This window comes from Paenibacillus pinistramenti, assembly GCF_005869875.1.
GTDB lineage: Bacteria > Bacillota > Bacilli > Paenibacillales > Paenibacillaceae > Fontibacillus > Fontibacillus pinistramenti.
In genome coordinates this window covers 124478-137924 of record NZ_VAWG01000002.1, presented here as the reverse complement: position 1 = coordinate 137924, position 13447 = coordinate 124478, and the positions used below count along the sequence as shown (strand labels likewise).

5 protein-coding genes are annotated in these 13447 nt (G+C 48.2%); 4 read left to right on the top strand and 1 reads right to left on the bottom strand.

From position 1 onward, the window contains the following. Nucleotide 1: 1 nt before the first annotated feature. Both FCN15_RS03380 and ppsA read left to right on the top strand, forming a co-directional pair. Entirely contained in the window at nt 2-859 is an 858-nt protein-coding gene (locus FCN15_RS03380) for an aldo/keto reductase (protein ID WP_138493547.1), read from the top strand. Between the two features lie 209 nt (nt 860-1068). Further along, the gene (ppsA, locus tag FCN15_RS03375; protein ID WP_138493546.1) at nt 1069-3684 is read left to right on the top strand and encodes a phosphoenolpyruvate synthase; all 2616 of its coding nucleotides are present in this window, start codon (nt 1069-1071) and stop codon (nt 3682-3684) included. A gap of 36 nt (nt 3685-3720) precedes the next feature. On the opposite strand, the gene FCN15_RS03370 is transcribed toward ppsA, so the two are convergent. Then, complete coding sequence (locus FCN15_RS03370; RefSeq protein WP_138493545.1) at nt 3721-4116, bottom strand: VOC family protein; 396 nt, start codon at nt 4114-4116, stop codon at nt 3721-3723. 167 nt (nt 4117-4283) lie between these two features. On the opposite strand from FCN15_RS03370, the gene FCN15_RS03365 reads away from it, so the two are divergent. Both FCN15_RS03365 and FCN15_RS03360 read left to right on the top strand, forming a co-directional pair. Beyond that, nucleotides 4284-5543: an FAD-binding protein gene (locus FCN15_RS03365; protein ID WP_138493544.1), complete on the top strand. Its 1260-nt coding sequence runs from the start codon at nt 4284-4286 to the stop codon at nt 5541-5543. Nucleotides 5544-5962: 419 nt separating this feature from the next. Further along, a complete protein-coding gene (locus tag FCN15_RS03360) occupies nt 5963-13432 on the top strand; it encodes a DUF5695 domain-containing protein (protein WP_138493543.1) in 7470 nt (2489 codons plus the stop codon). Nucleotides 13433-13447 lie beyond the last annotated feature (15 nt).

The window sequence follows — 13447 nt, the reverse complement described above, 5'->3', positions numbered from 1 at the left end:
AATGGAATACGTAACTTTAAATAATGGCGTCAAGATGCCTATTTTAGGCTATGGGGTTTATCAAATCCCTGACCAGGAAGAGTGTGAAAAATGCGTACTGGACGCCATTGATGTTGGCTATCGTTCCATTGATACGGCCCAAGCGTACCGGAATGAGGAAGCAGTTGGCCGTGCAATTAAGCGCAGCGGAATTGCCAGAGAGGAATTTTTCATTACGACGAAAGTTTGGATCTCCAATGCGGGTTACGACAAAGCACAGGCTTCCATCGAGGAATCCATGAGAAAGCTGCAGCTGGACTATCTGGATTTGGTTCTGATCCATCAGCCATTTAATGATTATTACGGAACGTACCGCGCGATGGAAGAGCTCTATAAGGCGGGCACAATCAAAGCGATCGGCGTAAGCAACTTTTACCCGGACCGGTATATCGATCTGGTTCAGTTCAGCGAAGTGGTTCCGGCCGTTAACCAGGTCGAAACGCATGTCTTTAACCAGCAGGTCAAAGCACAGGAAATTATGAAGAAGTACAATACCCAGATCGAATCGTGGGGGCCGTTTGCAGAAGGGAAGAACGACTTCTTTACTAATCCGACCCTGCAGGAAATTGGCGCAAAATATAACAAATCGACTGCCCAAGCCGCCTTGCGTTTCTTGATCCAAAGAGGCGTGGTGGTCATTCCGAAGACGGTCAATAAGGATCGGATGGAGCAGAACTTTGATGTCTTTGACTTTGTGCTGAGCCCGGAGGATATGGAAAAGGCAGCTGCACTAGACACAGGCGAAAGCTTATTTTTCTCCCATTATGATCCTCAAACCGTGGAGTTCCTTACCGGGTACGGAAAGAAAGGTTTGGAATAACAACAGGCTTAGGCCGAATACGCAAAGAGATGACCCTGAATAATGAAAGGGCCGTCTCTTTTTTTTGGTACAAATAATGGAACACAGAATAAATCACTATGTTATAATCTTGTGTCCAAGGGAAAAACAAGCAATAGGTCGGCGTCCGGTACAGAACGGTTGAAACAGGCCAGGATCAAACAAACTGCAGTGATTAGGAGAGATGTGGAATGAATACACTGGTTCTCGATTTTCAGGAAATGGATAACACTCAGCTGTTCCTTGTCGGAGGTAAAGGGCTGCACTTAGGGGCATTATCCAAAATGGAAGGAATTCATGTGCCGGAAGGATTTTGCGTGACAACGGCGGGTTACCGGAAAGCCATTGAGCAGAACGAATGGGTTCATTCCTTGTTGGAGCGGCTGGCTGTGCTTCGTGCGGAAGATCGAGATCAAATTCATGAAATCAGCACAAAGCTTCGCCAGGCCATTTTGGAAGCAGCCATTCCTTCCGAGGTTGTAAAGGCTGTGACTCACCATCTCTCCCGGTTCGGCGAGGAACATGCCTATGCTGTGCGCTCCAGTGCAACTGCAGAGGATTTGCCGCATGCTTCTTTTGCCGGCCAGCAAGACACCTACCTGAATATTATCGGTAAACAGTCGATCCTGGACCATATCCGTAAGTGCTGGGCTTCTTTATTTACGGAACGCGCGGTAATTTACCGAATATTGAACGGATTTGATCACAGACAGGTTTATTTATCCGTCATTGTTCAGAAGATGGTGTTCCCATACGCTTCGGGAATCTTATTTACTGCGGATCCCATCACTGGCAGCCGAAAAGTGCTCTCGATTGATGCCGGCTTCGGACTTGGCGAAGCACTGGTCTCTGGTTTGGTATCTGCCGACGGTTACCAAGTCAAGGATGGGGCCATCGTCAACAAGAGGATAGCAGCTAAACAAATAGCCATTTACGGACGTGAGGAAGGCGGAACGGATACGCAGAAGATCAATCCTGATCAGCAAGCGGCGCAAACCCTTACGGATCAACAGATTTTGCAGCTGGCACGCATCGGACGGCAGATCGAAGGACACTTCGGCTGTCCCCAGGATATCGAATGGTGTTTGGCTGATGGTGCTTTCTATATAGTCCAGAGCCGGCCGATTACCACTTTATTTCCAATCCCTGAAGCCAATGACCAGGATAATCACGTGTATGTTTCGGTTGGGCATCAGCAAATGATGACCGACCCCATTAAGCCGCTGGGCATATCGGTTTGGAAATTAACGGGTGCCCCTCCCATGTTTAAAGTCGGTGGTGGAAGGCTGTTCGTGGATATTACGATGGGATTGGGAACAACTGCCGGCAGGCAGAATTTACTGGATGTCCTTGGGCATTCCGATCCGCTCATCAAAGATGCGCTTATGACCGTCATAGAGCGGGATTTTATACAATTGAACCCCAATGACAACAGCGAACAAGGGCCAGTTAAAGGCCATAAGGGGATGTCGTCTGCGGATATCCTTGCAGAGGCAGGAAGCAATCCGGACATTGTTGCCGACTTAATCAAGAGCAGTAAGACGTCGTTAGCTGCGTTAAAACAAAATATTCAATCGAAATCAGGATTAGAGGTAATGGATTGTATTCTGGAAGATATGCAGCTGCGGAGGCAGCGTGCATCAGATCTGAATCAACTTAGTGTGATAATGGCCGGCATGCACGCCTCCGCATGGATCAACGATAAAATGAATGACTGGTTGGGTGAGAAGAATGCGGCAGACACACTTTCTCTCTCCGTACCCAACAACGTCACATCCGAAATGGGCATGGAGCTGTTGGATGTTGCAGATGCCATCCGTCCTTATCCGGAAATCATCGAGTTTCTGCAGCAGGTGACGGATGAACATTTTCTTGATGAGCTTGTTCAATTCGAAGGCGGGCGGCAGGTACAGGATGCAATGGCTGCTTATCTCGATAAATATGGGATGCGGTGTGCCGGTGAGATCGATATTACAAGAACCCGCTGGAGTGAACAACCGAGTATACTGATCCCCATGATCCTCAGTAACATCAGAAACCTTGAGCCTGGCGGCAGCAAGCGGAAATTTGAACAAGGCCGGCTTGAAGCTTTGAGTAAAGAGCAGGATTTATTAGCCAGATTGAAACCATTGCCGGAAGGTGAACAGAAAGCGAAAGAAACCAAACAAATGATCGACCTGATCCGGAGATTCATCGGTTACCGGGAATATCCGAAATACGACATTGTCAGCCGCTACTTCATTTATAAGCAGGCATTACTGAAAGAAGCGGAGCAGCTCGTTCAAGCTGGCGTGATTCCTGATAAAGAAGATATCTACTATCTCACGTTTGAAGAACTGCAAGAGGTCATGCGCACCCGTCAACTGGATAGCAGAATCATCGACAAACGAAAAGTCGAATACAAGAATTATGACAAACTGACGCCGCCTCGCGTGATCACATCTGATGGCGAAATCATTACCGGTCAGTACAGACGGGAAAATATCCCCGCCGGAGCCATAGCAGGCCTCGCTGTATCTTCAGGCGTTGTAGAGGGACGGGCACGTGTTATCCTGAAGGTGGAAGATGCTGATCTCGAAGAGGGCGATATCCTGGTTACCGCCTTTACCGATCCCAGCTGGACTCCGTTGTTTTTATCCATCAAAGGGTTGGTTACGGAGGTGGGCGGACTGATGACGCATGGAGCCGTTATCGCACGTGAATACGGCTTGCCAGCCGTTGTGGGAGTCGAGAATGCCGCCAAGCGGATCAAGGACGGGCAGCGCATTCGTATACACGGGACCGAAGGGTATATCGAGATATTGTAATTGTAATGGCTGTTCAGCATAGCGCGAGGCGTCTATCTAGACATAATTTAATTGCCATGAGACGCCGAAGCGGTCATTCAGCCAACCGAACTTTTTACTGAACCCATAATTACCCAATGGCATTAGCGCATGTCCGCCTTCTTCAAGTTGCCTATACAGCTGGTCAATTTCTTCCTCGGTATTGCAAGTAACATAGATCGAGAATGAAGGTGTAAAGGAAAATGCATGCTTGACATTACTGTCAATGCACATAAACTCCTGCCCTTTTAATATAAAAACAGCCTGAAAAACGGTTCCTTCTGCTCCAGCTTCGTTGGGTCCATACCGAACAATGCTTTTAATTTCAGAATCCTCGATAAGAGAGGTATAAAACTGCATTGCTTCTTCTGCCTTGCCATCTTGAAACATTAAGAAGGGTATTACCTTGTCCATGAAATGCTCCTCCTTATTACAATCTTGCTTCCTATTATATCCTATCTTATATGAGTCTGCCCGACAGCTTAGCCTTTAGACCCCGTCAACCTAGAAAGTACTGGAAACTAAATATAAAGATGTGATAGCCTGTGTTTGTTAACGTTATTAAAAAAAGGAGCGTTCATATGGAAGAACAGCTGAACTGGGCCGGGAATTACCGCTATAGCTCGATGGAGCTGCTCGAGCCTGAAAGTCTGGAAGAGATCCAAGACCTTATCGCCAGCCGTCCAAGCATCCGCGTGCTTGGCTCGCGTCACTCCTTTAACGGGATTGCCGACACAGGCGGGAGCCAGCTTTCGCTCCGAAAGCTGAACCGGATTATCAATCTTGACGGAGTCCATAGAACCGTAACCGTAGAGGGCGGCATCCGGTATGGCGATCTGTGCCGCTATTTAGATGAGCATGGATATGCGCTGCATAATTTGGCATCGCTGCCGCACATCAGCGTGGCAGGCGCTGTTGCGACCGCCACTCACGGCTCGGGCGATCAGAATGCAAGCCTGGCCTCTTCGGTACGAGCTATCGAACTGATGAAAGCAGATGGAGAAGTCAAGGTACTGAAGCGCGGGATCGATCCCGAGTTTGATGGCGCTGTTGTCGGACTTGGCGGGCTGGGTGTCGTCACCAAGCTGGAACTGGATGTAGTCCCCTCGTTTCAGGTAAGCCAGACCGTTTATGATCGTCTTCCTTTTTCTGTGCTGGACAGCGGCATAGACGAAATATCCTCTGCTGCATACAGCGTCAGCCTGTTTACGGATTGGGCAGAGCCCGTATTTAATCAAGTGTGGGTTAAGCGAAAGTTGGGAATAGACGGGGAGCATGAGGCACCCTCCCATTTCTTCGGGGCATTGCCGGCTCCGGAGAAACGGCATATGGTTCCCGGCCAATCGGTGGTGAACTGCAGTGAGCAGTTAGGCGCTCCTGGCCCCTGGCACGAACGGCTGCCCCATTTTCGGATGGAATTCACCCCCAGCGCGGGCAACGAGCTGCAAAGTGAATATTTCGTACCCCGGCGGCATGCGGTCGAGGCGCTGCGTGCGTTAGGTAAACTGAGTGACAAAATTGCGCCTTTGCTCTTCATCTCCGAGATCCGAACCATTGCCGCAGACACCCTTTGGATGAGCCCGTGCTGCGGGCAGGACAGTGTCGGCTTTCATTTTACGTGGAAGCAGGATTGGGAGCGCGTGCGCCAGGTACTTCCGCTTATAGAACGTGAATTGGAGCCGTTCGGAGCACGCCCGCATTGGGCAAAGCTGTTTACGATGGAGCCTGGTCAGATACAGGCCCGCTATGAGCGGTTAACGGATTTCCGTCAGCTGCTGCTTAAATACGATCCTGCAGGGAAGTTCAGGAATACGTTCCTGGATCATTACATTATGAATTAAAGTCATGACGATCTGTCTTATAGAATCAAATAACTCACTAGAAGCTTCACGTTATCCTTATATGTCTGTCGAGGCTTTCTCGCAGTCAGAGCCGTCATTGACGGCTTTTTTTTATTTCATGCGATTCTTTATTCTCTAGTTACGCCACCAAAAAGAGTGAAAATTTATAAATATAGGTTGTGATAACCGCTTTTTCATAAAAAACTTCGAGTGATATAGTGTGAAGTAAGCGCTTTCCAATGAAGATGAGAAAGAAAGGAGCAGGGAGTATGGATAAATAATGCGGAAAGCGGTGCCGTAAATAAGTTTATGCCTAACCCAAAACACCTGGACTTCATGTTACGCAATCTACAATTGATCAACTAAAGAGGGAGCTTTTGAGGATTTGCAAAATATGTAAACGGGAGGCTATACAAAGCATGAGGATAAAAAAGCTGATGTCATCGACACTCGCGATGCTGCTGCTTTTACAAATGTCGCCGCTCCAGAGCGGCGCGGCCCCTTCGGTAAGCTTAGTAAAAAATGATATTTCCAATCCCAGTCTTTCAGCGAAGATCGGTGATTTAGGACAGATTGAAGAACTATATATCAATAATAATCCTGCTAATAAACAAGGCGAACCTATCAATTTTGTTCTGCCCAACGATACTTCCCCACAGAACGATATCCAGCACCAATGGATGGGCGAAATGATTTTTTCTTACCGCACCAGTGACAGTGGACAATTTCCGGACAACCGGGATGGCTTCATAGAAGTGGATACCAATAAAACATTGGCAGCAGGCGGATCAACCACAACCTCTGCAATCAATCCTGATAACCCCTATATTGAGAAAACGGCTTCTTCGGACGGCAAGAAAGTAGAAGTCGACTTTATCGGACAGAATCTTGACTCAACAGCTCAGCGGGCGATGAAAGGCTTTGACGTGAAGTCTGTATATGATATGGATACTGCAGATGGTTCGATGCTGTGGGAAATTACCGTCAAGAACAAAAGCAGCAAATATATGGAGTTTGGTGATATAGGCTTGCCTATGCCTTGGAATAATAAATACCAGACTCTATCAGATACTTATGACGACCGGGTTACCGTGCATAATTTTGCCGGCGCCGACAGCGGGTATTCCTATGCCATCCGCACCAGCGGGGAAGGAAACTTTATGCTGTTTACCCCAGTGCCGGAAAGTGACGCACGCATTGAATATGTAGATTATTGGATGCACGAAGATGGTGAACTGCGTTCCGCTGATACGTATTCAAACTGGACTGGCGACAGCGGAGGCTGGTATCCAGGGCTTAATGTTCTGTATATTCATTCCAAGGACATCCAACAAACCGGACGCGGATATTTTACCGATGCCACCAGCCTGGTTTTGGGACCGGATCAGGAGAAAACGTATACGTTTAAATTTTCAGCGGTTCGCGCAGGCGACAACACGCCGCAGGAAAATGCTCAGAGCCCTAATAATGCTTCAACTTCCATGGAAGACCGCGAGACAAACCTTCGTTCCATCCTCTACAACTCAGGCATGATTGATGCAGTAGCGGTGCCCGGCTTTCAGACAGCCATCAATATGCCCGCCAAGCTGGATCTGCACTATGACGACAGCCTCATTGATGTACAGTCCATAGATATTCAAGGTGTTGATGAAAATGATCCGTTTGACGAAGAGCATATCCCGGATATCAAACCTGGAGAGAACAGGGACGATATGGTCAACAACTCCCGTACCGGCCGCGGACTTTCTGACGGGAATCCGGGATACACAGAAGCTTATCAGTATGTGGAGACCAAGACGGTGAACGGTGAGCAGCATCATATCTATTCGCTTCAGTTTGGCTCTATCGGCAATAACAGCGTTCGTGTGAATTATAAGCTTAAGGTCGGCAATGAGTGGGTGGATAAGTTTACTCAATATGAATTTAATGTTCTGGCCGAGCTTGATCAAACTTCGGAAGCCCATTCCGAGTTTATGGTTGAGCAGACGCAGGATAAGGATCCGGACAGCCCTACTTACGGCAACTATCTTGACTGGTATCTGACAGGCGGTCTTGATCAGAACACTAGCCACTGGGGAGATGACTGGAGCCACGATAACATTAACTTCATGACCATGAAGAACTATCTGGATCCCAATCCGGATGAGATTAAATCCATTGAAACGTACTTGATCGACTTTATGTGGGAACAGTATATGAAAAATACTCAGGCCAGCTATATAGTGGCGAACTGGCTCAAAGATTCGGGAGCTTACACCGACAAAGACAAACCCTACACACGCACATTCTCTGAGGTGATGGAAGCCACAGGCTTTTTCAACATGTATCGGATTCAAAAAGCTTATCCCAATCTGATCGAATACCGCAAATCCCCGCAGTACTATCTGGAGAAGGCCTATGGAATCTATTACAACCGTGCCTCCAGTGGAGCGGTCGGATTCTATGGGGAACAGCAGATTCCAGACATGATAGAAGCGCTGATAGAAGAAGGAATGCTGACTGAGGCTGATAATTTGAAAAAGATGTTCGCGCTGGACAAAGGGCGGAATATGACCTTCGCCGATTATCCTTACGGGTCCGAATTTGAATATGACAATACTGGCGAAGAAGGAGCCTATGCGGCATCCAAGGCACTGCGGTCCTACTACCCAGAGGACGGGCGGGCAGCCGCAGCCGAGAACAGCATGGAAATGGCTGACTGGAAGACCCGGGCCATGCGTGGAATACAGCCTACCTGGTACCATTACTCGGTTCCGGTATTCCGCGGCGGCGAGGGCTGGTGGAATTTTCAATACAGTTCCTCTTTAGCAGGATATATTATGGATGACTGGCTCCGCTATGAGGATGACGGAAGATCAGGGGATCAGACCGCAATCGCGCAGCAGCGCAGCTATGCGGCAAAGATCTCGAACTTTAACGCCATTAATATGGGCCAGATTGCAGCGCAGTCTGTAGGAAGCACCTCCTGGAGATATTCGATGTACAAAGGGGGAACCGGCACCAAGAACGTAAACGACGGGGGTTCCCGCGTGATGAATAACGGCTGGAATGATTTTTCCGGCGAAGCAGAAGAAGGTCTTTATGGTTCTCTGTTGAGTATCAGTTCCGATATCGTTACAGATCCGGTGTTTGGACTATTTGGGTATGGAGCATTGGTCACTGACGATGGCAGCAGCTACCATATCACGCCCAAAGACGGTTTTGGCAAGCGCATTAACCTGATGGATGAGAAAATGTACCTGGTCTCGGAAAGCGATAAAATGGAGAGTGCGAAAATTCGGAAAGACGGCAGTGCTTTCACCCTGCAGCTGTTAAACTCCACAGAAAAGGAACATGCTTCAAGGATTACATTTGACGGGGCCGGAATGAAGAATGGCTACTATACCATCAAGCTGAACAATGTTGAGGCTGGTCAGTTCTATGTTAAAAATAATAAAGGTGTTGCTATGTTCCAAATGAGCAGTTCTCCAACGGCTGAACTGACCATTGAAAAGGAAGATACTGGCGTAAATGAGGCTCCACAGGTAACTGCAGAGACTTCAGCGCAAAACCCGCAAGCACTGATTCCGTTTACGCTGAACGGCATTGTGACCGACGACGGCGCGCCGGATGGCACTCTCACCTACAAATGGGATGTGATTAGTACCCCGGAGGGCGGCAAATTAAGCTTTACAAATCCTACGGCAAGCATCACACAGGCAGTTGGTACAAAAGAAGGATCCTACACGGCGGAGCTCACCGCTAATGACGGGCAAAAGACCAGCTCCGGTCAAGTGACCTTCAGGCTGGCTGCACCACCGGACAAACAGCCTCCGGAGATTGGCCAAGTGACTGTTACCCAGGATGATACAAACAACAGTATTCTTGTCCTATTCGGCGAGGCGGTTCCGGATCCGCTGTACAGCGCAGATGTTGAGCAGAAATTGGAATATACATGGACTGTCAAGCAACAACCGGACGATACAGGAGAGATCTCTTTTGTAAACGGCGACAAAGCAGCTGCATATGCTCGTATAAGCACAGCAGGCACCTATGTGTTCACCTTTACAGCAGCTGACGGGGATAAGAAGGCGAGTAAGGATGTAACGATTGAGATCAAAGGTAACATCGTTGACTCCTACCGGGCCATCAGTGTTGTGACAAACAAGGGAACCGCGCCGGCACTTCCAGACCAGATCCATATTCTCTTTGATGACGGGTACAGGGAAAGTCAAATTGAATGGAATGAAATAGATCCGGATAACTATGCGGACACAGGTACTTTCGAAGTCATAGGTCAGGTAAAAGACAGCGATTTGGAGGTGCGCGGCACGGTATTTGTCGTGGATGAGGAGCCTCAAAATGCGGCGCTGACTGCAAAACCTTCTGCTAGTTTCTCCGGCGGTGACGGCTACCCTGAGGCCATGAACAACGGCTTCGAACCCAAAAGCTCAGGCGATTTCTCGCCGGTCCGCAATGCTCCGAACAGTGCATGGCACAACTGGGGAAGAGAAGGAGATCCGGCATGGGTCACGTATGAATGGGATCAGCCATTCCTGGCCTCATCGATGGATGTATATGTGTTCCAGGACGGTGGCGGTAATTTCCGTCCCAAGGATATGACGCTCATGCTGCGTAATGAGGATGGAGAATGGTATACACCTAGAAACGTGAAGGGACTTGGAAATGAGCTGAATCAATACAACACGACTACCTTTGAACCTGCCTATATTACGGGCGTCCGGATGGACATGAAACCTTCTGCTAATGGAGTTGGCATTCTGGAATGGAAGGTATATGGATATACGGGGGCGACAGACAAGTCAGAGCTGATCAAGATTTACAACTATGCAAATGCATTAGACCCTGCGAACTTTATGGATCCAGGCCTTGCACCGATCGAAGCGGCGAAAGCAGAGGCTTCCGCAGTGATCAAAAATGTGGATGCCACTGAAGAGGAAGCTGCACAGGCACTTGACCAGCTGCTGTCCGGCCTGCGGCTGCTCAGTCCGCGTGATCACAATATGGCCTTTCTAGCCAGTGTATCCTCCAGCTACACTTCGCCTTGGGAAAATCTCACCGCGGTTAATGACGGAGATAAGGAAGGCAGCAACATTACCCATTGGGGTACATGGGGCAATGAAAGCGCAGAGGAATGGGTGCAATATGAATGGCCGCAAGGCGCAGCAATCCAGAGCTCTAATTTAGTGCTGTGGTCAGACGCAGGCGGTATAACAGCGCCTACAAAATATGTGTACTCCTACATTCCAATGAATAGTGTTACCGATGAATGGGTCACGTTGGAACCTATCACTGAAGGGATCAACGTAGTTGACCATAATCCGGCAGAGTCCTCAAATCCATATCCGTTTGCTCCAACACTGGATGTTAAAGCGCTGCGGGTTACAATGACTAAGCAGTCACCAACAGGTGATAATGGAGTTGGCTTATGGGAATGGGAAGTTGTCCAATCCGAATCCAATACGGATCGGCCGGCACCGACAACACCGACTGGGGTTGCGCCGACAACCATCAATGCAAATGATGGAAAGATCATTGGTGTGACAACTGAAATGGAGTATAGGGAGGAAAGCGCGGATGAATATACTGCAGTCACGGGGAAAGAGGTGACAGGACTCTCCGCCGGCAAGTATTTTGTCCGTTATATGAAGACAGATTCACTGAACGCCAGTCTGGATAAGGTAGTGGTGATTCCAGAAGGGCAGGAACAGGAACAAGAGCAGACGCCACCGGATAAAAGTCAATGGACGATTACAAACGCCAATTCAGATACCCGCACAATGGGTGCGATAGAAGGCGTTAATGACACCATGGAATACCGGAAGCTGGGTGATGAGAGTTATGTGCCAGTTACCAGTACTAGGATCGAGAATTTAGAGCCTGGCAGCTATCAAATCCGGTATGCAGCGACTGACGAGTTAAAGGCAAGCCAGCCGGTGACCGTCGAGATTATTAATGAAGCCAAGGAAGATAGAGAGGCGCCATCAGCGGATGATCTGGTCGTCACGCCGCCTTCAACAGCAGGAGGACATGACGGGAAAATTGAGAATGTGACTTCCGATATGGAGTACCGGAAGCTGGATGGAAGCACATACTCTGCAGTCAGCGGCACCAGCATAGAAAATCTTGAAGCCGGCAGTTACGAAATCCGGTATGCTGAGACTGATGCCACGAATCCAAGTCCAGCAATCCTTATTGTTATACCTGACGGAACCAAGCAGGAACAGAACCCGCCGTCTGACACCGATATTATTGGCGTGAATGTCAGTGTGATCGGCGCTAATGATGGAAAGATCATAGGCGTAAATTCCCTGATGGAATACCAGGTACAAGGAGCTGATCCTGACGACTGGACGGCCATCACAGGAACAGAGGTTGCAGATCTTGCCGTTGGAACCTACTATGTAAGGTTTAAAGAAACTGCAGTTCATTACGCTAGTCAACCACTGACGATCATAATAAGTAACCCAGCTGTAGACCCGGCCGAACCTACACCTACACCTGAACCAACTCCAGAGCCTAGTTCTGAACCTACACCTGAACCTACTCCAGGACCTACACCAACGCCTACACCTGAACCAACACCAACGCCAACGCATACATCAGCACCTAAGCCTAAGCATACTCATGCACCTGTGTCTATAGCAGCTCCTGTGACCAACATAGTTGAAGGAGCTAAGATTAATACGGCTCCGCCAACGGTGAACAAGGAGACCGGCATAGCACTAGCAGTATTGATCACGCAGGAAGAAATAAATAAAGCGCTGGAGAATGCAAAAGCTGACAGCGCTGGTGTAAAAACGGTACTAGTCGAAATACCGGAAATAGAGGGAGCAGCCGCTTATGCGATTGAGCTTCCTCAAACCGCTCTAATCTCGGATAAAGGCAATATGAAGATAGAAGTGGCTACAGAATTCGGAACGATACGAGTACCTTCAAATCTTCTTCTAAAGACAGCATCAACGGGTACTCAAAGTGTCGAATTGATGATTGGAATGGCTGACATTTCAAAGCTTGATCCTGACTCTAGAAGCGTTGCAGGCAGCAGACCTGTCATAGACTTTAGTGTCAAACTAGCTGGAGTGGAAGTAACAGAAAGTAACTTGAATGCACCGGTTGAGATAGAGATCCCTTATACTCCAGCTGCTGAAGAACAGGCAAACTCCGAATACCTCGCTGCTTGGTACATTGATGAAACCGGAGAGCTTGTTCGGATTAGGAATGCTGAATATGACACTGCCCAAAAAGCTGTGGTATTTACAACGACTCATACCGGTAAATATGCTGTTGCCTACACTAAAATGAGTTTCAATGACGTAACACCGAATTCATGGTACAAAGCGGCAGTTGAAACGTTGGCATCTAAGGGCTTTATAGAGGGTACATCATCTGCCAGCTTCAATCCTGACAACAAAATTACAAGAAGTGAATATCTGGGATGGCTGGTAAGAACACTTGGACTTTCAGCTGATTTAAACGGTAACTTCAACGGTAACTTCAACGGTAACTTCATTGGTAACTTCATTGATATGAAGGAAACCAACCCGTATTATACCGAAATTGGAATTGCTAAAGCTCTTGGTATAACTCTAGGCTCCAACGGCTATTTCAATCCTGAAGCAGAAATTACAAGGCAGGACATGGCCGTCCTGACGATGAGGGCATTACGGGCAGCTAATAAAGAAGTGCAGAACGGTGCAGCTGATGATATTAAAGGATTTAAAGATGCGAACAAAGCAGCAAACTACGCATCCGGAGATATCGCTGCTATGGTTATGATGGGCTTCATGAACGGGCGGGGCGATATGACCCTGAATCCTGCAGGTTCGACAACCAGAGCAGAAGCTGCACAAGTTCTGTATAAGATTTATTTAAATTTTGATGAGTAACTGTGATTAAAAATG

What these genes read in the sequence shown, in the direction of transcription:
- FCN15_RS03380 (WP_138493547.1), top strand. Translation starts at nt 2, where the DNA reads ATGGAATACGTAACTTTAAATAATGGCGTCAAGATGCCTATTTTAGGC.
- ppsA (WP_138493546.1), top strand. Translation starts at nt 1,069, where the DNA reads ATGAATACACTGGTTCTCGATTTTCAGGAAATGGATAACACTCAGCTG.
- FCN15_RS03370 (WP_138493545.1), bottom strand. Translation starts at nt 4,116, where the DNA reads ATGGACAAGGTAATACCCTTCTTAATGTTTCAAGATGGCAAGGCAGAA.
- FCN15_RS03365 (WP_138493544.1), top strand. Translation starts at nt 4,284, where the DNA reads ATGGAAGAACAGCTGAACTGGGCCGGGAATTACCGCTATAGCTCGATG.
- FCN15_RS03360 (WP_138493543.1), top strand. Translation starts at nt 5,963, where the DNA reads ATGAGGATAAAAAAGCTGATGTCATCGACACTCGCGATGCTGCTGCTT.